Annotated in this window: 20 protein-coding genes; 18 read left to right on the top strand and 2 right to left on the bottom strand. The window is 31.2% G+C overall.

Features of this window, described 5'->3' with window-relative positions:
• The first annotated feature begins 54 nt into the window (after positions 1-54).
• The 3 genes from BXU01_RS15655 (at position 55) to ctlX (ending at position 3,357) form a co-directional block, all read left to right on the top strand.
• Positions 55-1,332 (top strand): citrate synthase, encoded by a 1,278-nt coding sequence (locus tag BXU01_RS15655; RefSeq protein WP_083694057.1) that lies wholly within the window; start codon positions 55-57, stop codon positions 1,330-1,332.
• Positions 1,333-1,397: 65 nt separating this feature from the next.
• Entirely contained in the window at positions 1,398-2,312 is a 915-nt protein-coding gene (locus tag BXU01_RS15660) for a dimethylarginine dimethylaminohydrolase family protein (RefSeq protein WP_083694058.1), read from the top strand.
• A gap of 109 nt (positions 2,313-2,421) precedes the next feature.
• Positions 2,422-3,357, top strand: a complete 936-nt coding sequence (ctlX, locus tag BXU01_RS15665) for a citrulline utilization hydrolase CtlX (RefSeq protein WP_083694327.1) — start codon at positions 2,422-2,424, stop codon at positions 3,355-3,357.
• Positions 3,358-3,439: 82 nt separating this feature from the next.
• Here ctlX and BXU01_RS15670 read toward each other — a convergent pair whose 3' ends face one another.
• Together BXU01_RS15670 and BXU01_RS15675 are read right to left on the bottom strand one after the other, a co-directional pair.
• Positions 3,440-3,850, bottom strand: coding sequence for a helix-turn-helix transcriptional regulator (locus BXU01_RS15670; RefSeq protein ID WP_083694059.1), 411 nt, complete (start codon positions 3,848-3,850; stop codon positions 3,440-3,442).
• Between the two features lie 74 nt (positions 3,851-3,924).
• The gene (locus BXU01_RS15675) at positions 3,925-4,554 is read right to left on the bottom strand and encodes a MarC family NAAT transporter (protein ID WP_083694060.1); all 630 of its coding nucleotides are present in this window, start codon (positions 4,552-4,554) and stop codon (positions 3,925-3,927) included.
• Between the two features lie 142 nt (positions 4,555-4,696).
• Between BXU01_RS15675 and BXU01_RS15680 the strand changes: the two genes are divergently transcribed.
• The 15 genes from BXU01_RS15680 (at position 4,697) to rfbG (ending at position 22,398) form a co-directional block, all read left to right on the top strand.
• Positions 4,697-5,062 (top strand): CoA-binding protein, encoded by a 366-nt coding sequence (locus BXU01_RS15680; RefSeq protein WP_083694061.1) that lies wholly within the window; start codon positions 4,697-4,699, stop codon positions 5,060-5,062.
• A 182-nt stretch (positions 5,063-5,244) separates the two neighbouring features.
• Positions 5,245-5,865 carry a recombination mediator RecR gene (recR, locus tag BXU01_RS15685; protein WP_083694062.1) on the top strand — a complete coding sequence of 207 codons (621 nt, stop codon included), beginning with the start codon at positions 5,245-5,247 and terminating at the stop codon, positions 5,863-5,865.
• Positions 5,866-5,936: 71 nt separating this feature from the next.
• A complete protein-coding gene (locus BXU01_RS15690; protein ID WP_083694063.1) occupies positions 5,937-6,725 on the top strand; it encodes a polysaccharide biosynthesis/export family protein in 789 nt (262 codons plus the stop codon).
• 15 nt (positions 6,726-6,740) lie between these two features.
• Positions 6,741-9,191, top strand: coding sequence for an exopolysaccharide transport family protein (locus BXU01_RS15695; RefSeq protein WP_083694064.1), 2,451 nt, complete (start codon positions 6,741-6,743; stop codon positions 9,189-9,191).
• A gap of 9 nt (positions 9,192-9,200) precedes the next feature.
• Positions 9,201-10,184 carry an SDR family oxidoreductase gene (locus BXU01_RS15700; protein ID WP_083694065.1) on the top strand — a complete coding sequence of 328 codons (984 nt, stop codon included), beginning with the start codon at positions 9,201-9,203 and terminating at the stop codon, positions 10,182-10,184.
• 27 nt (positions 10,185-10,211) lie between these two features.
• Positions 10,212-11,603, top strand: coding sequence for a UDP-glucose 6-dehydrogenase (locus tag BXU01_RS15705; protein WP_083694066.1), 1,392 nt, complete (start codon positions 10,212-10,214; stop codon positions 11,601-11,603).
• 81 nt (positions 11,604-11,684) lie between these two features.
• Entirely contained in the window at positions 11,685-12,152 is a 468-nt protein-coding gene (locus tag BXU01_RS15710; protein WP_083694067.1) for a UpxY family transcription antiterminator, read from the top strand.
• A gap of 269 nt (positions 12,153-12,421) precedes the next feature.
• Positions 12,422-13,735, top strand: coding sequence for a nucleotide sugar dehydrogenase (locus BXU01_RS15715; RefSeq protein ID WP_083694068.1), 1,314 nt, complete (start codon positions 12,422-12,424; stop codon positions 13,733-13,735).
• A gap of 30 nt (positions 13,736-13,765) precedes the next feature.
• Positions 13,766-14,773 (top strand): mannose-1-phosphate guanylyltransferase, encoded by a 1,008-nt coding sequence (locus tag BXU01_RS15720; RefSeq protein WP_083694069.1) that lies wholly within the window; start codon positions 13,766-13,768, stop codon positions 14,771-14,773.
• 4 nt (positions 14,774-14,777) lie between these two features.
• Positions 14,778-15,824, top strand: a complete 1,047-nt coding sequence (gene rfbB, locus BXU01_RS15725) for a dTDP-glucose 4,6-dehydratase (RefSeq protein ID WP_083694070.1) — start codon at positions 14,778-14,780, stop codon at positions 15,822-15,824.
• Positions 15,825-15,879: 55 nt separating this feature from the next.
• The gene (locus BXU01_RS15730) at positions 15,880-18,387 is read left to right on the top strand and encodes an SLBB domain-containing protein (RefSeq protein WP_083694071.1); all 2,508 of its coding nucleotides are present in this window, start codon (positions 15,880-15,882) and stop codon (positions 18,385-18,387) included.
• A gap of 7 nt (positions 18,388-18,394) precedes the next feature.
• Positions 18,395-19,462: a lipopolysaccharide biosynthesis protein gene (locus BXU01_RS15735; protein ID WP_083694328.1), complete on the top strand. Its 1,068-nt coding sequence runs from the start codon at positions 18,395-18,397 to the stop codon at positions 19,460-19,462.
• A 22-nt stretch (positions 19,463-19,484) separates the two neighbouring features.
• Complete coding sequence (locus tag BXU01_RS15740) at positions 19,485-20,513, top strand: ferredoxin--NADP reductase (protein ID WP_083694072.1); 1,029 nt, start codon at positions 19,485-19,487, stop codon at positions 20,511-20,513.
• Positions 20,514-20,536: 23 nt separating this feature from the next.
• Entirely contained in the window at positions 20,537-21,313 is a 777-nt protein-coding gene (gene rfbF, locus BXU01_RS15745) for a glucose-1-phosphate cytidylyltransferase (protein WP_083694073.1), read from the top strand.
• Positions 21,307-22,398 (top strand): CDP-glucose 4,6-dehydratase, encoded by a 1,092-nt coding sequence (gene rfbG, locus BXU01_RS15750; RefSeq protein WP_083694074.1) that lies wholly within the window; start codon positions 21,307-21,309, stop codon positions 22,396-22,398. The genes rfbF and rfbG overlap by 7 nt, the downstream gene beginning before the upstream one ends.
• Positions 22,399-22,402 lie beyond the last annotated feature (4 nt).

Raw genomic sequence — 22,402 nt, forward strand, 5'->3', positions numbered from 1 at the left:
TAAATTCCTTAGATTTGATAAATTATTATTTTAAAGATTTATTTCCGATATATTATGTCAAAAATAGCTACATTAGAAGTAGATGGTCAAAAAATTGAGCTTCCGGTAATCACGGGAAGCGAAAATGAATCAGCTATCGATATTAACAAATTACGTGATTTAACTGGTATTATTACAATTGACCCGGGATATAAGAATTCTGGATCTTGTAAAAGTGAGATCACATTCTTGGACGGAGAATTAGGAATTTTGCGTTATAGAGGATATTCAATCGAAGATTTAGCTGAAAAGGCTAGTTTCTTAGAAGTATCTTATCTTTTGATTTTTGGTGAATTGCCAACAGCTAAAGAATTAGAGCAATTTGAAAATGGTATTAAAAAACATACTTTGGTAAACGAAGAGATGAAAAATATCATTGATGGTTTTCCAAAAACAGCTCATCCAATGGGTGTTTTATCTGCTTTAACTAGTGCTTTAACAGCATTTAATCCTAAAGCAGTAAATGTAGAAAATGAAAAAGAAATGTACGAGGCCATTTGTAAAACAATGGGTAAATTTCTTGTAATTGCTACCTGGACCTATAGAAAATCTATGGGTTATCCTTTGAATTACTACGATAATACAACAGGTTATGTAGATAATTTTATGCAGTTAATGTTTAAATTGCCTACAGGACCTTATTCAGCAAATCCAGTTGTTGTGGATGCTTTGGATAAATTATTTATTCTTCACGCAGATCATGAACAAAACTGTTCTACATCAACAGTAAGAATGGTAGGATCGTCTCATGCAGGTTTATTTGCTTCTATTTCTGCAGGAGTTTCTGCTCTTTGGGGACCACTTCATGGAGGTGCAAATCAAGCAGTACTTGAGATGTTAGAAGAAATCAATAAAGATGGTGGTGATACTGATAAATTTTTAGCAAAAGCTAAAGATAAAAATGATCCATTCCGTTTAATGGGATTTGGTCACAGGGTTTATAAAAACTTTGATCCAAGAGCAAAAATAATCAAAAAAGCAGCTAAAGAAGTGTTGGAAACTTTAGGTGTTGATGATCCAATTTTAGAAATTGCTAAGAAATTAGAATCTGCTGCTTTAGAAGATGAATATTTCAAATCAAGAAACTTATATCCAAACGTAGATTTCTACTCCGGAATTATATATAGAGCTTTAGGTATCCCAACAGATATGTTTACAGTAATGTTTGCTATTGGAAGATTACCAGGCTGGATCGCGCAATGGAAAGAAATGCGTGAAAATAAAGAACCAATTGGAAGACCAAGACAAATTTACACTGGACATCCGCTGAGAGACTTTAAGTCGAACAAATAAAAATATTTTAAAGCTTCACTTAACTGTGAAGCTTTTTTTATCTTTGGCCAAAATATAATAAAGTTATGTTGCAATTAAATATAAAGAACGAAACGTCTAGACTACGGTCTGTAGTCTTAGGTTCAGCTGTTCATAATGGGCCGACTCCATCTTTAGAGGAAGCTTATGATCCTAAATCATTGGAACATATTAAAGCAGGAACTTATCCATTAGAAAAAGATATGGTTGCTGAAATGGATGCTTTTAATGCTGTTTTTCAAAAATATGATGTAAAGGTTTATCGTCCTGAAATGATAGAGAATTACAATCAGATATTTGCGAGAGATATTGGTTTTGTTATAGATGATACATTTGTAAAATCAAACATTCTTCCTGACAGAGAGCGTGAGTTAGATGCAATTCAATATATAATCGATCAAATGGATCCTCTTAAAGTAGTTCGTCCGCCAGAGGAAGTTCATATCGAAGGCGGTGACGTTATGCTTTGGAATGATCATATTTTTATTGGAACTTATAAAGGAAGTGACTATAAAGATTATATTACTGCTCGAACTAATATGGAGGGTGTTAATTTTATCAAAGAATTATTTCCAAATAAAATTGTAAAAGAATTCGATTTGGTTAAATCTAAAATCGAAGCCCGTGATAATGCTTTGCATCTTGACTGTTGTTTTCAGCCTGTTGGAAAAGATAAAGGAATTATTTATAAAAGAGGTTTTCGTGAAGAAGCTGATTATATGTATTTAGTTAATCTTTTTGGGAGAGAAAACTTATTTCATATCGAAAGAAACGAAATGTATAACATGTTTTCTAATGTGTTTTCTATTGACGATAATATAGTGGTTTCAGAAAAAAACTTTACCAGATTAAATAACTGGCTACGTTCAAACGGTTTTATTGTTGAAGAAATTCCTTATGCCGAAATTGCAAAACAGGAAGGCTTATTGAGATGTTCAACTTTACCATTAATTAGGGATTAAAAAAAATATATTAAACCATATAAGTTAAATAAGAAAATATAAGTTTTGCTGTTAAGATGCTTGATTTTAAATGAACTTATATAACTTATATGGTGAAAAACTAAAAAAGATGAAACAAACGACAAATGCAATAGTAATGATTCGGCCAGTTGCTTTTAGAATGAATGAGCAAACTGCCGTAAATAATTATTACCAAAAAGTATTAGACGGACTTTTACCAAGTACTGTAAATGCAAAAGCACAACAAGAATTTGATGTTTTTGTAGAAAAGTTGAGAGCAGTTGGAGTTGATGTTACGGTTATAGATGATACATTAGAAACAGATACGCCGGATAGTATTTTTCCAAACAACTGGGTTTCCTTCCATGAAAACGGAGATGTAGCACTTTATCCTATGTTTGCTGAGAATCGTCGTCAGGAACGTCGCGAAGATATTTTAGACACTCTTGAAGATAAAGGTTTTGTGATTAATAATATAATGGATTACACATCGGCAGAAGAAGATGGTTTTTTTCTTGAAGGAACCGGAAGCTTGCTTTTAGATCGTGCTAATTCAAAAGCGTATTGCGCATTATCTCCTCGTGCTGATGAGGAATTATTTATCGAATTTTGTGAAGACTTTGATTATGCTCCGGTTATTTTTGAAGCTTTTCAAACGGTTGACGGAGAACGTAAGCTAATCTATCATACCAATGTTATGATGTGTTTGGGAGAGACTTTTGCGGTGATATGTGCAGATTGCATTGATGATAAAAAAGAACGCAAAATGGTTCTTGAAAACCTAAAAGCCGATAAAAAAGAAGTTATTCTGATTACAGAGGCTCAGGTAAATAATTTTGCAGGTAATATGTTAGAAGTTAGAGGAACAAACGATAAAAAATATATCGTCATGAGTGCATCAGCACACCAGAGTTTAACTCCAAAACAAATCGCTCAATTAGAAAACCATGCTGAAATCCTAAGCTCAAGTTTAGATACAATTGAAGCTTGTGGTGGCGGAAGCGCCAGATGTATGATGGCAGAAGTTTTTTTGCCAAGAAATTAAGGTTCGTTCTTAGAATTTGATATAATAAAAAATGCTCAACTATTTGTTGAGCATTTTTTATATAAATGAGAATTTCTAATAATTATTTATTGATTAATTTTTCAAGTCTTGTCATCATTTCATCTTTTTCTTTCAACATACGCTCGTATAAAGCAATTTTTTCATCATGAAGTTTTTTTAATTCGTCGAATGGATTGATATTGAATACAGGCTTAGAATTTCCTATATAAGCCTCTTTTTCAATATTAAAAGTATTTGAAATAATATTAACTGCTTGCTCTTCATCAAAATTCTGAAAAGCTTCGACAGGAATTTTTAATGCATCTGAGATTTGATTAAGTATATCCTCTTCAATTACATCTTTTTGCTCCAGCATAGAAATTTTCTTTTGATTCCAGTCATTTCCCAGATCAAAAGCTAATGCTTCCTGTTTGATGCCAAGCATTTCTCTGAAACGTTTTACGTTTCTTCCCTGATGTATTTTCTGTTCCATAATGAATGTAAATTTTCTAAAAGATCAAAGATAACGCCATTTGAGTTAAAAATTATGAGTTTCAAAGATAAAAACTACATCAAATTTCCTTTAACTATATTAATAATCGAACTTACGATATATTGAATACCGATAGAAATTACTATAAAACCAACAATTCTCGAAATAGCCACAATTCCTGAAGCTCCTAATATTCTGGCTAAATAATGTGCACTTTTTAAAATTGCAAAAATTGCGACAGCAATTGCTAAAATAGCCAAAGACGAAATGATAATTTCTTCCATTCCGTGATGTTCCTGATAAAATGCAATAAGTAAAGAAATTGATCCCGGGCCGGCTAACATTGGTATTGCTAATGGAGTTAACGCAATATCATTACGTTGTTGCGCATCGGTCTCGACCTTTTTGTTGATTCCTCGTTTTTTATTTATTTTTCCGGATAACAATGAGAATCCAGAATTTACAATTACAATTCCGCCTGCAATTCTTAAGGCATCAATGCTAATTCCAAAAAAACTTAGAACATATTGGCCGATAAAAAAAGAAACTATTAAAATGATAAATACGTTTATGGCAGTCCAGAGTGAAATTCTTGAACGCTCCTCCTGAGAATCATGTTGAGTAAGTCCAACGAAAATTGGAACTGTCCCAATTGGATTCAGGACAGAGAAAAGAGCGGCAAATAAATAAATGAATAAATCCATGCTGTTTTGGTTAGTAAGGTAAAAATAGTTATTTTTTGATACCTGAAAGCAAATTCTTGTTAGGATATTGTTTTTATTTCTAAAACAATAACTTAAACTAACCTCGTTCTTTTTGATTACTTTTGTAACATATTTAAAAATGATGAAAAATAAAAAAACTTTAGTTCTGGGTGCTACCACAAAACCAGATCGTTACGCTTTTAAAGCCATAAATATGCTAGTTGATAAAGGGCATACAGTCTTGGCAATTGGTCAAAATACAGGTGAAGTTTCAGGTGTGAAAATTTATACTAAAGCGATTCCGGTTAAAAATATAGATACAGTAACTTTATATTTGAATCCATCACGTCAGCGTGATTATTATAATTATATAATAGAGGCTCAGCCAAAAAGAGTAGTTTTTAATCCAGGCACAGAAAATCCTGAATTATATCAATTGTTAGAATTGAATAATATTAAGGCGGAAGTTGCTTGTACTTTGGTTTTATTGGCAACTAATCAATATTAAATTTTTTAGGAGCTTTTTCCAGCTATTCACTATATCTTTTTCTGGCTAAAGAAGCCAGAAAAAGAATGTCGTTTCTATCTGGCTCAAAAGAATTTTTATAGTTATAATCAGCATTCGATATTAATACTGAATTTAGTTGTCCCCAAGTCTACTAAACCATTAAAAATATTACTTTTGTCGTCATGGAATTTTCATCAAAACTAATAGAAAAAGCAGTCAACGAAATGTCGCAATTGCCAGGAATTGGAAAACGTACGGCATTGCGGCTGGTTTTGCATTTATTGAAACAACCTAAAGAACAAACAGGATTTTTATCTCAGGCATTGTTGAAGATGCGAGAAGATATTAAGTTTTGCGAAAGTTGCCATAATATTTCAGATACAAAAATTTGCGAAATTTGTGCAAACTCAACCAGAAATCATCAAACTATATGTGTTGTCGAAGATATTCGCGATGTAATGGCTATTGAAAATACAGGACAATATAAAGGGATTTACCATGTTTTAGGAGGGAAAATTTCTCCAATAGAAGGTGTTGGCCCAAGTCAGTTAAATATTTCAAGTTTAGTTCAAAAAGTAAATTCCGGAATAGTTATAGAGATTATTTTTGCGCTTAGTTCAACAATGGAAGGTGATACAACGAATTTTTACATTTATAAGCAAATAGCCGAATCAGATATTGTTATTTCTACAATCGCCAGAGGTATATCTGTTGGTGATGAATTAGAATATGCAGACGAAATTACACTCGGAAGAAGTATTTTACATCGAGTTCCGTTCGAAAAAACTTTCAAAAACAATTAAATAAGACCCAAATAAAACTTAGATTTTCTGAAGATTAAAGGAAAAGCTATATTTGCGATAAAATTTCAATAATGACAAAAAACTGTTTTTATATATTGCTATTAATTAGTGTATTATTTACATCTTGTATTCCTGTAAAAGATCTTGTGTATTTACAGGATAAAAATACTGCAGGAGAAAAAAGTACAGTTTCTGCTGTTGAATCAAAACCTTACAGATTACAAGTTAGTGATGTTTTGAGTGTCGATATAAAGGCAATTGATCCTAAATTAGTGTCTATTTTTAATACAACAGAAAGTGCCGGAGGAAACAAATCTGAGTCGGGTTTGTATTTTAACGGTTTTACAGTTGACGATCACGGAAATATTAGAATGCCTATTTTAGGTGAGATAAATGTTATAGGATATACTATTGAAGAAGTTAGACTTATAATTGAAAAAAAATTACTTGCAGAATATTTTAAAAGTGAGGCTAATATTTTTGTCACTGTAAAATTGGCAGGTTTTAAATATACGATAAACGGTGAAGTAGGAAGTACAGGTACTAAAATACTGTTTCAAGAACACGTAAATATAATGGAAGCCATTGCTAATGCTGGAGATATATCAATTACAGGAGATAGAAAATCAGTAACTATAATTCGTCAAACGCCAACAGGTGTGCAAATGAATGATCTGGATCTTACTGATATTAATGTGATGAAATCTCCTTATTATTCTTTACAACCTAATGATTATGTTTATGTAAAACCACTTAAACAAAAAACTTGGGGAACAGGGAAAACCGGTATAGAATCTATTGGTACAATAGTTACTCTTTTATCATTGGCTACTACGGTTTTTTTATTGCTTAAAAACTAAAACTAAATTCAAAAAATGTTAGATATAAAAGATTTTTCCATTTTTGAGAATCATTCAAATTTTGACTTTAAAGGTTTCTTAATGAAGGTTTTAAGTTATTGGAAATGGTTTTTAGCCAGTTTGATAATTGCATTTACAATTGCTTACCAGATTAATATCCGTAAAGAAAAAATTTATGGAATGCAAACGTTGATTTCTATTAAGGAAGAAAGTAATCCTTTTTTTACATCAAATACAAGTTTAGTTTTTAATTGGGGAGGAATCTCAGATCAGGTAAATGGTATTTCTACAATATTACAATCTCGATCCCATAATGAATTAGTTGTAAGTAAATTGCAATTTTATATTGACTATTTAATACAAGGTAAATACAATTTAATTGATGCTTATGGTGCTGTTCCTTTTTATGTAAATATTGATAAGTCAAAAGGTCAGCTTGCAAATAAGCTAATTGGAATTAAATTTGTAAGTGAAAACGAATATCAAATTAGAATTCCTTTCGAAAGCAATTCTGTTTCCTTAATTACATATTCTAATAATTCATATAGCAATACCGCAGTTCAGCCCACAGAGCTTTTTGTGAAGAAATATAAAGTTGGAGAGCAAGTTTCATTGCCGTTTCTTAATTGGAAATTACAAATAAATGATAATCCGGGTTTATATATCGGGAATGAATATTTTGTAAAATTTAATGATTTTGATGGGACAGTTTCGGGATATAGAGGTATAACTGTAGGTTCTGATGATAAAGGCGGCTCAATACTAACGTTAGGAATGCAAGGGACAAATAAAGCCAGAATGGTAGATTATTTGAACTCTACAGTAAAAATGCTGATAAAAATTCAACTTGACGGAAAAAATCAATTTGCCACCAATACCATCAGGTTTATTGACAGTACTCTTGTTGCTATGGAGTCACAATTGAAAGAAACTGGCAGCGAGCTGAAATCTTTTAGAAAAGATAAAAATATTTATGAGATTGAAGGAGGAGGAGCTAAATTCTCTGATAAGATAATGGACTTTGATGTTCAGAAAGATGAAGTAACAAGAAAAATTGCTTATTACAATTCTTTAAAGTCATATTTAAATAATAGTGTTGATTATTCACGATTGCCAGCGCCATCAGTTGCCGGAATTGAAGATCCAAATGTTGTGGTTAATGTGTCAAAACTTATTTCTCTTTCTACTCAAAGATCAGAAATGGCTTATGCAGTAAAAAGTGATAAGATTTTTAAAGATTTTGACAATCAAATGCAGGCTGTAAAAAGTGTTTTGCTGGAAAATATTGCATCAGCAAAATCATCATTAATGTATGACTTGTCGATTGTAAACGCTAAAATAGGTCAAGCTGAAAGTACCGTTAAAAGACTTCCTGAAGAACAACAAGAATTATTGAAAATTCAGAGAAAGTATGACTTAAGTGATAATATTTATACTGAATTTCTCAAAAAAAGAAATGAAGCAGAAATTGTGAAAGCTTCTAATTTATCAGATATTCATTTTATTGATTCTGCAAAAGATATCGGAGGAGGATTGTTAGGTCCCAAAACTTCTGTAAATTATATCCTGGCTTTATTTATAGGGATATTAGTGCCTTTGTTAATGATTTTTGGTCTTCTATTTATTAATGATTCAATTCAAAATACTGAAGATATTAGTAAATTAACTCAAATTCCTTTAATTGGATTAATTGGGGTCAATAAAAATTCTCTTAATTTAGCTGTGTTTGATAAGCCAAAATCAGCACTTTCGGAAGCATTTAGAACAATTCGATCCTCATTGCAATTTTTATATAAAAAACAGCAGGTAAATGGGCCTAAGACCTTAATGATTACTTCTTCTATAGGTGGCGAGGGAAAAACATTTTGTTCTATAAATATCGCTACGGTTTTTGCTTTGAGCGAAAAGAAAACTGTAATTGTAGGCTTGGATTTAAGAAAACCAAGGTTGGGAGACGAGTTTAATTTAAAAAATCAAATTGGAGTTGTTAATTACTTAATTAAACAAAACAGTTTAGATGAAATTACGAACTCAACAAAAATCCCAAATCTTGACGTTATATTATCTGGTCCCATACCTCCAAATCCTTCTGAGTTAATTTTAAGTGATGTGATGAAGGAATTAATTTTTGAATTAAAACAAAAATACGACTACATTATTCTTGATACACCTCCGGTTGGATTAGTATCAGATGCACTAGAATTAGCGCAGTATGCTGATGTTACTCTTTATATCGTAAGACAAAATTATACAAAGAAAGATATGATAACTTTGTTGAATACCAGAATAAAACGTGGAGAGCTTACAAATGCAAGTATTGTTTTGAATGGTTATGAAAATAAAGCAAAATATGGTGCAACTTATGGATATGGTTACGGTTATGGAGCTTATTCAAACGGATATTATGAAGAAGAAGATAAGCCTGGCTTATGGAAATCAATTTTGAATAAATTCAAGAAAAAATAATCTGACGTAATGGAAACATCAATTCAAAATACAATTTTAATTACTGGTGGAGCAGGTTTTATTGGTTCAAATTTGTCCGAATATTTTTTAGGAATAGGTTATAAAGTTGTTTGCCTGGATAATTTTGCAACCGGCCATCGTCATAATTTAAAAGATTTTATAGAAAACCCTAATTTTAAATTAATTGAGGGAGATATTCGAAATATTGCAGATTGTGTTTTAGCTGTTGACGGAGTTGATTATGTTTTGCATCAGGCTGCTTTAGGTTCAGTTCCAAGATCAATAAATGATCCAATTACTACAAATGATGTAAATGTTTCTGGTTTTTTAAATATGCTAGTAGCATCTCGTGATGCAAAAGTAAAACGTTTTATATATGCGGCAAGTTCTTCGACATATGGAGATTCTGAGGGATTGCCAAAAGTAGAAAGTGTAATTGGTAAACCATTATCGCCATATGCTATTACAAAATATGTAAACGAATTGTATGCTGAAATTTTTAGTAAAACTTACGGATTGCAAACTATAGGATTACGTTACTTTAATGTTTTCGGAAGAAAGCAAGACCCTAACGGAGCTTATGCAGCCGTGATTCCAAAGTTTGTTTTACAGTTAATGAATTATGAAAGTCCGGTAATTAATGGTGACGGAAATTATTCCCGCGATTTTACTTATATAGAGAATGTGATTCAAATGAATAAACTGGCAATGTTAAGTCAAAATCCTGAAGCAATCAATACGGTTTATAATACCGCATTTGGTGATCGAAATACATTAAATGATTTGGTTGGATATTTAAAAGAATATTTAGCTGAGTTTGATGCTAAAATAGCCGATGTAAAAATTGTTTATGGAGCAAATAGAGCCGGAGATATTCCTCATTCATTAGCAAGTATCGAAAAAGCAAAAGTGTTATTGGGTTATGATCCTAAATATTCTTTGCAAGAAGGCTTAAAAGAAGCCGTGAATTGGTACTGGAGTAATTTGAAATAAAATAAAGATCAAGATAATAGAAAATAGATGAAAATTACAAAGATTTGTTGCATTGGTGCAGGTTATGTTGGAGGTCCAACAATGGCAGTAATCGCTCAAAAATGTCCACATATTCAAGTCACTGTTGTTGATTTGAACGAACAAAGAATTCAAGATTGGAATGATCCAAATACAGATAATATCCCTATTTATGAACCGGGACTTTCTGCAATTGTAGCTGAAGCAAGAGGAAGAAATCTTTTCTTTTCAACCGAGGTAGAAAAAGCAATTGATGAAGCTCAGGTAATTTTTATATCTGTAAATACGCCAACAAAAACCTATGGAAAAGGAAAAGGTATGGCGGCAGATTTAAAATACATCGAACTTTGTGCAAGACAAATAGCTAAAGTAGCAAAGCAAAATAAAATTGTAGTTGAAAAATCGACTTTACCCGTACGCACAGCTGAGGCTATTAAAAGTATTTTAGATAATACAGGAAATGGAGTTCAGTTTCAAATTTTATCAAATCCTGAATTTTTAGCTGAAGGTACAGCCGTTTCAGATTTGTTGAATCCTGATAGAATTTTAATAGGAGGGGATACAACTCCAGAAGGCGAAGAAGCAATTGATGCATTAGTTGACGTTTATGCAAATTGGGTAAGCAAAGATAAAATCCTGACAACAAATGTTTGGTCGTCAGAATTGTCTAAGCTAACTGCAAACGCATTTTTGGCACAGCGAATTTCATCTATAAATGCAATGTCTGAATTGTGTGAAAAGACAGGTGCAGATGTGAATGAAGTAGCAAAAGCAATTGGTATGGACAGTAGAATTGGTTCTAAATTTTTAAAAGCTTCAGTTGGTTTTGGAGGTTCTTGTTTTCAAAAAGATATTTTGAATCTAGTTTATATTGCGAAATCATATGCGTTGAATGAAGTTGCAGATTATTGGGAGCAGGTAATTATAATGAATGATCATCAAAAAAGAAGATTTTCCAATAAAATTGTTCAGACATTATATAATACCGTTGCAGATAAAAAAATAACATTTTTAGGCTGGGCTTTCAAGAAAGATACCAATGATACTCGTGAATCAGCTGCAATCTATGTAGCAGATGATTTGATTAATGAACAAGCTAAAATTTCGGTTTACGATCCAAAAGTTTCAAGAAGTAAAATGTTAAGCGATTTGGATTATCTTGAAACCAGAACTGTTGACGAAAATAGTAAAGCGTTAACAATATTTGATAATGCATACGAAGCTTGTAAAGGATCTCATGCAATTGCAATTCTTACAGAATGGGACGAATTTACAACCTATGACTGGCAAAAAATTTATGATTCGATGCACAAACCAGCGTTTCTGTTTGATGGAAGAAATATATTAAATGCAAAAGAACTAGAATTAATTGGATTTATTTATAAAGGTATAGGTTCTTAATTGTAAGAATATTGAATTGAAATTTGATATTAAATGAATGGGAGAGGATTGTTTAAGATTTTTATTTCAATATAAAAAAAGATGAAGAATTGGTATGTAGTTTATACGAAACCTAAGTGGGAGAAGAAAGTAGCAGAAAGGCTTAATGAGATTGAAATAGAGTGTTACTGTCCATTAATTACTCAAATTAAGGAATGGTCAGATAGAAAAAAGAAAATCGAGGTTCCTCTTTTTAATTCGTATGTGTTTGTTTATTTAGAAGATATTGATCGTAATTCTGTTTTTCAAATTCCCGGCGTCGTTCGGTATTTATTTTGGTTAGGAAAGCCCGCTATTGTTCGAGATGAAGAAATAAATATTATAAAAACAAGTCTTAAAGCTCCAAATGTTAGTGATATTACAGTAAGCTCAATTCAGGTTGGGGATCGTATAAAATTAGAGACTGGAGTTTTTACCAATCAGGATGCGGTGGTTCAGGAAATATCAAATACGTATTATATACTAATGCTTGAATCTTTAGGTTGTATACTCAAAATAAAATATAAATAGTTTCGTTGTTATGTAGCTATTGTTGTTAAACAGAAGGTGAAATTTCTTCAAAATAGAGATTTATTTTCTGTTTTTTTTTATAATGTATTTTTTTATAAACTGATTGAGAGAGGGTTGTTGTTTCTTATTGTTTTTTAATAGCTTGTTTTTTTAGTAATACGGGAAACCGTATTGAATAAATTGACTTAATATGTTATATTTGCCGAAAATGATTTTAGAGTGTCTGTTTCAAATCTTTGTGACTCAGAACGGCGGAGCTGTGAATTGTTATGACTGAAATAGATAAAAAAGAGTACAAATTGAGCGAAAATGTAAAAATAGCGGTTATTGGTTTAGGTTATGTTGGCTTGCCTTTGGCTAGATTATTTGCTACTAAATATTCAGTTATAGGTTTTGATATAAATGAGGTAAGAGTGGCTTCTTTAAATTCAGGTACAGATACTACATTAGAAGTAGATGATGAAACTTTACAAAAAGTTTTGGTTAGTAATTCTAGTTCTAAAGTTGGATTATATTGTACAACCTCTTTAAATGATATAGCTGATTGTAATTATTTTATAATAACTGTTCCAACACCGGTTGATAAAAATAATCGTCCTGATTTAACTCCTTTATATAAATCGAGTGAATCAGTTGGTAAAATATTAAAAAAAGGAGATATTGTAATTTATGAATCAACTGTTTACCCAGGTGTTACTGAAGAACAATGTGTTCCTGTTTTAGAAAAAATATCAGGATTAAAGTTTAATGAAGACTTTTATGCGGGGTATTCTCCTGAAAGAATAAATCCGGGAGATAAAGAACATACAGTTGAAAAAATACTGAAAGTAACTTCAGGTTCAACTCCAGAGATTGGTTTAAAAGTTGATGCGCTATATAAATCTGTTATTACAGCTGGTACACATTTAGCACCTTCAATAAAAGTAGCAGAAGCAGCTAAGGTTATAGAAAATTCACAACGTGATATTAATATCGCTTTTGTAAATGAATTAGCTAAAATATTCAATTTAATGAATATTGATACACAAGAAGTTTTAGAAGCAGCATCTACCAAATGGAATTTTCTGCCTTTTAAGCCAGGATTAGTTGGAGGACATTGTATTGGTGTTGATCCTTACTATTTGGCACAAAGAGCTCAAGAGTTTGGTTATCATCCAGAAATAATTTTAGCAGGACGACGCTTAAATGATAGTATGGGAGAATATGTTGCGTCACAAATTGTGAAGCTGATGATTAAAAAAGGAATTTCAGTTAATGGAGCAAGTCTTTTAATGCTTGGAATTACTTTTAAAGAAAATTGTCCTGATGTTCGTAATACAAAGATTGTAGATGTTGTGCGAGCATTGAAAGAATACGGGATATCCGTTACTATATTCGATCCTTTGGCTAATACAGCAGAGGTCAAAAAAGAATATAAATTAGAAACAATAAATTTTGTTCCGGAAGAAAAATTCGATGCAATTGTTTTAGGAGTAGCACATGCTGAATTTTTAAAACTGAATTTTTCTGACTTACAAAAAGAAGATAGTTTAATATATGACGTAAAAGGAGTTTTAGGCACTATAGCTGATAATAGATTATAGAGACTAAAACCTTTTCTTATTTAAAGAAAAATGGAAACAAACAATTCAATCATACATGTAATTTTGACTGGAGGAGTGGGAAGCAGATTATGGCCACTTTCAAGAAAAAGTCAACCTAAACAATATTTAGAAATTTTTGAAAATAAATCTTTATTTGAGATGACTGTCGAGCGTAACAGTCATTTAGCAAATAAAGTAATGGTAGTTGGAAATGTTGATAATCATCACTTAAGTGGTAATGTCATGGATAAAACCAACACTTCATATGTAAATATAGTTGAAGCGACACCTCGAAATACTGCAGCTGCAATTGCTTTTGCTGCATTTGCTTCAAATCCTGACGATATATTAATTGTAACCCCTTCAGATCATATTATAGATAAAATGGAGGATTATAATAAAGCTATTAATGAGGCTGTATTAAAGGCAAAAGATGGATTTATTGTTACATTTGGTATTATCCCCACTAAGCCGGAAACTGGTTATGGTTACATAGAATCAAAAGGAGATAGAGTGATTTCGTTTAGAGAAAAACCTAATGAAACTACTGCTAAAGAATTTATTGCAAAAGGAAACTTTTTATGGAATAGTGGAATGTTCTGTTTTAAGGCTAGCATTCTCTTAGAAGAACTAAAGCAATTTCAGCCCGATGTTTATGAAAAATCTAAAGCTGTATGGGAAGCAAGTAAAAATGGTTTTTTAGACTTGGATTTATCATTAGAAATACCATCAATTAGCATAGATTATGCTGTAATGGAACGTAGTAAAAAAATAAAAGTAGTTCCCGCAGCTTTTTCCTGGTCAGATTTAGGCTCATTTGAATCAGTTTATGATTATTTGATTTCAAAAAATCATCCTGTAGATAAAAATGGAAATATGGTTATTGGGTCAGGAAAGCATACAACTTTTTTAGGACTAAAAAATACTATTTTTGTTTATACAGATACTGCAAATTTAATTTTGCAAAAGGAAAACTCGCAAGATGTTAAAGACATATATAGTGCGTTGGAAAAAATAAATTCAGATTTATTAAATTAATCAAATGAAAAAAATTCTTATAACTGGAGGTGCTGGTTTTATTGGATCTCATGTCGTTAGACGTTTTGTAAATAAATATCCTGAATATCAAATATTCAATCTAGATGCTTTGACTTATGCCGGTAATCTGGAAAATATTAAGGATATTGAAAATCAATCTAATTATACATTTGTAAAAGGAGATATTGTTGATGAGAATTTTATAAACGAACTTTTCTCACTTCATAAATTTGATGGAGTTTTGCATTTAGCGGCAGAGTCTCATGTCGATCGTTCTATCGAGGATCCATTGGCATTTGTTAAAACAAATGTAATTGGAACAATGAATTTGTTGAATGCTGCCAAAAATCTATGGAAAGATAATTTTGAAGGTAAACGTTTTTATCATATTAGTACTGATGAAGTTTATGGTTCGCTTGGAGCAGAGGGACTTTTCACTGAGAGAACTTCTTATGATCCAAATTCACCTTATTCTGCCTCGAAAGCAAGTTCAGATCATTTTGTAAGAGCTTATGGTGAGACTTATGGTTTACCTTATGTTTTGACAAATTGTTCAAATAATTATGGATCATATCATTTTCCTGAAAAATTAATCCCACTTTTTATAAATAATATAATCAATAATAAACCATTGCCAGTTTATGGAGATGGAAACTATACTCGTGATTGGCTTTTTGTAGAAGATCATGCTATTGCTATTGATTTGGTTTTTCATGAAGGAAAAAATCATGAAACCTATAATATTGGCGGTTTTAATGAATGGAAAAATATTGATTTGGTTAAATTATTATGCCAAATAATGGATCAAAAATTAGGAAGAACTGAAGGAACTTCTCAAGAGTTGATTACTTATGTCAAAGATAGACCGGGTCATGATTTGCGATATGCAATTGATGCATCTAAGATTAATAAAGAATTGGGATGGAAGCCTTCTGTTACTTTTGAGGAAGGTTTGGAAAAAACAATTAATTGGTATCTAGATAATGAAGAATGGTTACAAAATGTAACTTCTGGAGCTTACAAAGATTATTACAAAAAACAATATTCATAAATATAATAAGCAATTTCTTTTAAATCTAATTTTAGGTTATAATTATAATTCAAATATGAAAAAGATAATATACGTTCTTACTTTGTTTTTTATTTTGCTAATGTCTTTTAGTGCAAATGCTCAGGATATAATAAAGTCTAAAGATTTAAGTACCTTAAAAGTCGATTATTTATCAGATGATGAAATAGCTAGAATTATTACTCAATTGAAAAATAATAAAGCAACTATTAATGACGCGGAATCTATGCTTTTGTCAAAAGGTATGACTCAGACAGAATTCGATAAATTAAAAGAGCGAGTTACTGAATATGAAAAAAAGTATTCCAAAGACAAAGATAAGGACAAAGATAAGGATAAAGACAAAGAAGATAAAGAAGATAAACTAAAAAAGACAGAGAAAGACTCTGAGTTTAAAAGGAAGCAAGAGAAAATTAAAAATGAAAAAGTGAAGGATTCCTTAAATGCATTAATTTTTGGATCTGAACTATTTGATAATCCAACTTTAAATTTTGAGCCTGATCTAAAAATGGCAACGCCAATAAATTATGTTCTTGGACCAGGTGATAAGTTAGAAGTAAGTGTATATGGTGTTCAGCAATTTGATGATACTGTTCCAGTAAATTTTGAAGGTAAAATAGCAATTCAGAATGTTGGGCAAATTTCAGTATCAGGAATGTCTATTGAAGCGGTTTCTCAAAAAATAAAAGCTGCAATAGCAAGAGTATATAGTACGGTTAGATCCGGACAATCCCAGGTTAGTGTAAGTTTAAGCGAAATAAGAACCATTAAGGTGACAATTGTGGGAGGAAAGCAACCGGGTAATTATTCGATTTCATCTCTGGCTTCGGTCTATAATGCTTTGCATTTAGCAGGTGGACCTGGTAAAAATGGAAGCTATAGAAATATTGAATTAATTCGAAATAATAAAGTTTATAAAAATATTGATATCTATAAGTTCTTAGTTAAAGGAGATCAATCTGATAATGTAAGCTTAAGAGATAATGATGTAATCAGGATTCCAGCGTATAGTCAGAGAGTTGTAGTTGAAGGTGAAGTAAAACGTCCGGGTATCTTCGAAATGAAAAACGGAGAGACTTTTACAGATTTATTATCTTTTGCTTCAGGTTTTAACGAATTTGCTTATACTGCATCTGTAAATGTATTGCAGAAAACAGGAAAAGAATTTAAGGTACATGATGTAAATGAAAGTGAATATAATTCTTATTTACCACAATCAGGAGATGTTTTTAGAGTAACTAAAATTTTGAATCGATTTGAAAATCGTATTAAGATTGAAGGAGCTGTTTTTAGACCGGATTATTATTCTTATAGTGACGGAATGAGAATTTCAGATCTTATTACAAGAGCTGAAGGCCTTAAGGAAGATGCCTATACTAAAAGAGCAAGAATAATTCGTTTAAAAACAGATTTAAGTACAGAAATTGTAAATATTGATCTAAGTGCTGCTTTATCTGGAGATTTAAATTCTGACATTGAATTAAAAAGGGAAGATATTGTTACGGTTTATTCTATTCTTGATTTTAGAGAAGAATATAAAATTACCATAGACGGTGAGGTAAAAAATCCTGGAGAATATGATTATTTCGAAAATTTAACCTTAAACGACCTTGTTGTTCAAGTTGGTGGTTTAACAGGTTCAGCATCTAAAAGAGTAGAAGTTGCTAGGATGGTTAAGTCTGATGTAATTGATGACTCTGATCCAAAACGTATTGAGCTAGTAGAACTTGAGATTAATGCAGAGAATAATGAACAAATTAAGAATTTTGTATTAAAGCCTTTTGATGTAATAAACATTCGTAAAATGGCAGTTTATGAAAAACCTGAAATGGTAAAAGTAAGTGGTGCGGTAAGTTATCCAGGAAAATATGTTTTGGCTAATAAAAAAGAAACAGTTTACAATGTTGTGATGAGAGCAGGAGGATTAACGTCTATAGCTAATTTAGACGGTATGAAAATTAAAAGACCAATTAAGGAAGAGCAAATTGAGCAATTAGAAAGTGTTAATCTTAATCTTGATAAAAAACAGGCTGTTGAAGCAGAAAAAGAATTTAGTGTCGTAGAGAAGGATACACTTAGAGATAAATTATCTAAAAAGCTTAGAGATGAATTAAAATACGCAACAATTCCTGTTAACTGGGAAAAAATTGTGAAAGATAAGAATCACTACTCAAATGTTACTTTATTTCCTGGTGATGAAATTGAAGTGGCAGTTTACAATGAAGGAGTTAAGGTTACAGGGAATGTATTGTTAACTTCAGAAATTCCCTATCGTAGTGGGAAAGGATTTAAATATTATATAAATGCTGTTGGAGGTGTAGATTATAAAGGGTGGAAGAAAAAGGCATATATTATTTATCCAAATGGTAAAGCTTCTGTAACAGGGTCATTTTTGTTTTTTAGATCTTATCCAAAAGTAACTCCAGATTCTCAAATAGTCGTGCCGGAAAAACCTGAAATGAAGAGAATGAGTGCGGGAGAATGGGCTGGTCTTGGAAGTGTTTTGGCTAGTCTAGCATTATTAATTGTTACTGCTTTTAAATAATAATTTGATGGAGAATAAAGACATAAAAAATGAAGAAATTTCATTAAAAGAATTATTACAAAAAGGTAAGGAATGGTTTGATTATATTCTTTCACAATGGAAAATTATTTTAGTGGTAGGGTTATTTGGTGCGTTATTAGGATTATTATATTCTTATTCAAAAGAAACAACTTATACTGCAACCCTGTCTTTTGCATTAGAAGATGACAAATCTGGAGGATATGGAGGAGCATTAGGTTTAGCTAGTTCTTTTGGGTTAGATTTAGGAGGAAGTGGTGGAGGAATTTTTACAGGATCTAACCTAACAGAATTGTTTAAATCAAGATCAATGGTTGAAAAAACGTTGTTATCACCTATTACCTTAGATGGAAAAAAGATTTCTCTAGCAGAAATGTACATTCAAAAAAATGAATGGCGTAAAAACTGGAATAAAGACCCTAAATTTGCTAAGATTGAATTTCTGCCTAATGATGATCGTAAAAAGTTCTCAAGAATTCAAGATAGCATTATGGGAGTTATGTACAAAAATTTATCTCAAGGAGCTTTAAAAGTAGGTCAAAAAGATAAAAAAGTAGCTATTGTAAACATTGATGTTTCGTATCCGGATGAATTGTTTGCAAAATACTTTTGTGAATCTTTGGCTAGTCAAGTAGGGAATTTTTATGTTGAGACTAAAAGTAAGAAGGCCAGGTTAAATATGGCTATTTTAGAGCGTCAAGTTGATTCTATTAGAAAAGAGCTAAATGGCGCCATTACTGGTGTTGCAGTTGCCACTGATAATACATTTAATTTAAATCCAGCTTTGAATGTGCGACGTGCTCCTTCTTCCAGAAGACAGGTTGATGTACAGGCAAATACGGCTATATTAACTGAATTAGTGAAACAGGCTGAATTAGCGAAAGTAACTTTACGTAAAGAAACACCTTTAATTCAAGTTATTGATCGACCAATATTACCATTACCTAAAGAGCGTTTTGGAAAACTTAAAGGTATGATTATCGGAGGTTTTTTGGGAGGCTTTTTAATTGTTTTCTTTTTGGTTTTTAGGAGATTATTAAAACAGCTATTAGGGTAGGATTTATTTATTAATAAATAGAATGAAAAATTATACTTTAAAAGTTCAGGAGGTTCGTAAAGAAACTAATGATACTGTAACAATATGTTTTAAACAGCCAGGACTTAAAAAAATTAAATACTTAGCGGGACAATATTTAACACTTCAATTTAGAATCAATGGTAGAAGATATATTAGACCTTATTCATTTTCTTCGACACCCGGAATTGACTCCACACTCGATGTAACAGTGAAAAGAGTTCCTGGAGGAATTGTTTCTAATTATATTAATGATGTTGTAAAAGTTGAAGATGTTATTGAAGTACAAGAACCTTTAGGAGATTTTGTATTTGAATCAGATGACTCAATAAATTCCATTGTGTTTTGGGGCGTTGGTAGCGGAATTACGCCTTTGTTTTCAATGATTAAAGACATATTATTAAATCATTCTCTAGTTAACGTTTATTTGGTGTATGGTAATAAATCTAATTCATCTGTAATTTTTAAAGATCAATTAGAAAAATTAAAAACAAGTCATTCTGAACGTTTTAAAATTTATAGTTTTTACTCAAAAGAAGAATTTTTTAATGAAGATTCACATAATTATCGCGGTAGGATTGATTCTAATTTTGTAGAAAATCTTATAAAAAGTATTGAATACCCTTCCAAACATTACATATGTGGACCAATAGGGCTTAAAAATACAGTTAAGGAATCATTAATAAATTTAGGAGAAAATATCAATAATGTGTTTTCAGAGGACTTTGAATTAATTAAAAATCCTGAAGATTTTAAAGAAATTAAAGATCAGGAAATTTATTTAAATTTTGCAGGCATTGAAAGTAAAATATCAATAAAAAGTGGTAATTCTATTTTAGAAGAAGCCTTAGAAGCAGGTTTAGAATTGCCTTACTCTTGTCAAACAGGTAATTGCAGTACTTGTAAAGGAACTCTTAAATTTGGAGAATTAAAGATGATTGGTTTAGATAAACCAAGGAATGATTTGAAAGATAATGAATTTTTGCTTTGTTGTAGTTATCCTTTGACAAATGACGTTTGCATAGAAATATAAATATATAAAAAAGATATAATATAATGAAAGTAGTAATTTTTGCAGGTGGTTTCGGTACTCGTCTTATGGAAGAAACGGAGGCTAGACCAAAACCAATGGTAGAAATCGGAGGGAAACCTATTTTATGGCATATTTTAAAAATGTACGAGCAACACGGACATAACGAGTTTATTATTTGTTTGGGTTATAAAGCTACTTATATAAAAGAATATTTTTATAATTATTATTTGCATAATTCTGACGTAACTATCGAATTGGCAAATAATAACATTAATGTTCATTACTCAGAAACGGAATCTTTTAAAGTGACATTGATAGATACAGGATTACATACTAATACTGCAGGAAGATTGAAGCGTATTCAGAAATATGTTAAAGATGAAACATTTATGTTGACATATGGTGATGGAGTTGGTGATGTCGATTTGACAGAATTATTAAAGTTTCATAAATCACATGGAAGATTGGCTACTTTAACAAGCGTACAAGTTCCTGGTCGTTTTGGAAATTTAGAAATTAATAATAACGGTGAGGTTGATAGTTTTGTTGAAAAACCAGCAGGAGATGGTATGTGGATTAATGGAGGTTTTTTTGTTTTAGAACCTCAAGTTTTTAACTATTTAAATGGAGATGTAGAAGATGTTCAATGGGAGAAAGAACCTCTCGGCGCTATTGCAAAAGATCAGCAATTAGCAGCGTATAAACACCATGGTTTTTGGAAATGTATGGATGCTTTACGTGACAGAGTTGAACTTGAAGCAATGTGGAATTCAGGAATAGCAAAGTGGAAAACATGGTAAATTCTTCATTTCACCAATTACAAAAAACATATAGTGGTAAAAAAGTCTTTTTAACCGGACATACTGGTTTTAAAGGATCCTGGATGTTAAAAACTCTATCATTATTAGGAGCAGATGTTAAAGGATATGCATTAGATCCAATAACAAAAGATGACTTGTTTTATTTAATTAATGGAGATTCAATTTGTAATTCTATTATTGCAGATTTAAGGGATAAAAGAAGACTTGAAAAAGAAATTGTTGATTTTAAACCAGATTTTATTTTTCATTTAGCAGCTCAGCCATTAGTAAGATTGTCATATGATATTCCTGCTGAGACATTTGAAGTAAATGCTATTGGGACTGCAAATGTTCTGGATGCAGTTAGATTACTTGAAAATAAATGTAATGTTGTCTTAATTACAACTGATAAAGTATATCATAATAATGAATGGATTTATCCATATCGAGAAACGGATAGATTAGGTGGATATGATCCTTATAGTGCAAGCAAGGCTTGTGCAGAATTACTAATTGACTCTTACCGTAATTCTTTTTTTAATAGTAAAACCTATAATATTCACAAAAAAGCAATTGCTGTTGCAAGAGCAGGGAATGTTATTGGAGGAGGAGATTGGTCAAAAGATAGATTAATTCCTGATATAGCTAAAGCATTCGCAATTGATCAACCTGTAATAATAAGAAATCCTTTATCAGTCAGACCATGGCAACATGTATTAGAGCCTGTTGTTGGTTATTTATTGCTAGGGGCTAATCTCGAAAAGGATCCATTGAAATTTAATCAGGCTTATAATTTTGGGCCTAATTTATCTGATGCGCTTTCAGTAGAAGAAATGCTTAAATTGACTATTAAAAGTTGGGGTAAAGGAGATTATATTGTTGAGAAGATTGACAATCAGCCACATGAAGCTGGTTTGTTAAAATTAGACATTAGCAAGGCTATAGCGGAATTAGGTTGGCATCCTAAATTTAATGCAGATCAAGCTGTAAAAATGACAATGGATTGGTATAATGTTTTTTTTAATGATAAAAGTGAAATTACCCAATTTACGGATTCGCAAATTAATCTGTTTTTGAAAAATTAAAAGT

It is taken from the genome of [Flexibacter] sp. ATCC 35103 (assembly GCF_001975985.1).
Taxonomy (GTDB): domain Bacteria; phylum Bacteroidota; class Bacteroidia; order Flavobacteriales; family Flavobacteriaceae; genus Flavobacterium.

What these genes read in the sequence shown, in the direction of transcription:
- BXU01_RS15655 (WP_083694057.1), top strand. Translation starts at nt 55, where the DNA reads ATGTCAAAAATAGCTACATTAGAAGTAGATGGTCAAAAAATTGAGCTT.
- BXU01_RS15660 (WP_083694058.1), top strand. Translation starts at nt 1,398, where the DNA reads ATGTTGCAATTAAATATAAAGAACGAAACGTCTAGACTACGGTCTGTA.
- ctlX (WP_083694327.1), top strand. Translation starts at nt 2,422, where the DNA reads ATGAAACAAACGACAAATGCAATAGTAATGATTCGGCCAGTTGCTTTT.
- BXU01_RS15670 (WP_083694059.1), bottom strand. Translation starts at nt 3,850, where the DNA reads ATGGAACAGAAAATACATCAGGGAAGAAACGTAAAACGTTTCAGAGAA.
- BXU01_RS15675 (WP_083694060.1), bottom strand. Translation starts at nt 4,554, where the DNA reads ATGGATTTATTCATTTATTTATTTGCCGCTCTTTTCTCTGTCCTGAAT.
- BXU01_RS15680 (WP_083694061.1), top strand. Translation starts at nt 4,697, where the DNA reads ATGAAAAATAAAAAAACTTTAGTTCTGGGTGCTACCACAAAACCAGAT.
- recR (WP_083694062.1), top strand. Translation starts at nt 5,245, where the DNA reads ATGGAATTTTCATCAAAACTAATAGAAAAAGCAGTCAACGAAATGTCG.
- BXU01_RS15690 (WP_083694063.1), top strand. Translation starts at nt 5,937, where the DNA reads ATGACAAAAAACTGTTTTTATATATTGCTATTAATTAGTGTATTATTT.
- BXU01_RS15695 (WP_083694064.1), top strand. Translation starts at nt 6,741, where the DNA reads ATGTTAGATATAAAAGATTTTTCCATTTTTGAGAATCATTCAAATTTT.
- BXU01_RS15700 (WP_083694065.1), top strand. Translation starts at nt 9,201, where the DNA reads ATGGAAACATCAATTCAAAATACAATTTTAATTACTGGTGGAGCAGGT.
- BXU01_RS15705 (WP_083694066.1), top strand. Translation starts at nt 10,212, where the DNA reads ATGAAAATTACAAAGATTTGTTGCATTGGTGCAGGTTATGTTGGAGGT.
- BXU01_RS15710 (WP_083694067.1), top strand. Translation starts at nt 11,685, where the DNA reads ATGAAGAATTGGTATGTAGTTTATACGAAACCTAAGTGGGAGAAGAAA.
- BXU01_RS15715 (WP_083694068.1), top strand. Translation starts at nt 12,422, where the DNA reads ATGACTGAAATAGATAAAAAAGAGTACAAATTGAGCGAAAATGTAAAA.
- BXU01_RS15720 (WP_083694069.1), top strand. Translation starts at nt 13,766, where the DNA reads ATGGAAACAAACAATTCAATCATACATGTAATTTTGACTGGAGGAGTG.
- rfbB (WP_083694070.1), top strand. Translation starts at nt 14,778, where the DNA reads ATGAAAAAAATTCTTATAACTGGAGGTGCTGGTTTTATTGGATCTCAT.
- BXU01_RS15730 (WP_083694071.1), top strand. Translation starts at nt 15,880, where the DNA reads ATGAAAAAGATAATATACGTTCTTACTTTGTTTTTTATTTTGCTAATG.
- BXU01_RS15735 (WP_083694328.1), top strand. Translation starts at nt 18,395, where the DNA reads ATGGAGAATAAAGACATAAAAAATGAAGAAATTTCATTAAAAGAATTA.
- BXU01_RS15740 (WP_083694072.1), top strand. Translation starts at nt 19,485, where the DNA reads ATGAAAAATTATACTTTAAAAGTTCAGGAGGTTCGTAAAGAAACTAAT.
- rfbF (WP_083694073.1), top strand. Translation starts at nt 20,537, where the DNA reads ATGAAAGTAGTAATTTTTGCAGGTGGTTTCGGTACTCGTCTTATGGAA.
- rfbG (WP_083694074.1), top strand. Translation starts at nt 21,307, where the DNA reads ATGGTAAATTCTTCATTTCACCAATTACAAAAAACATATAGTGGTAAA.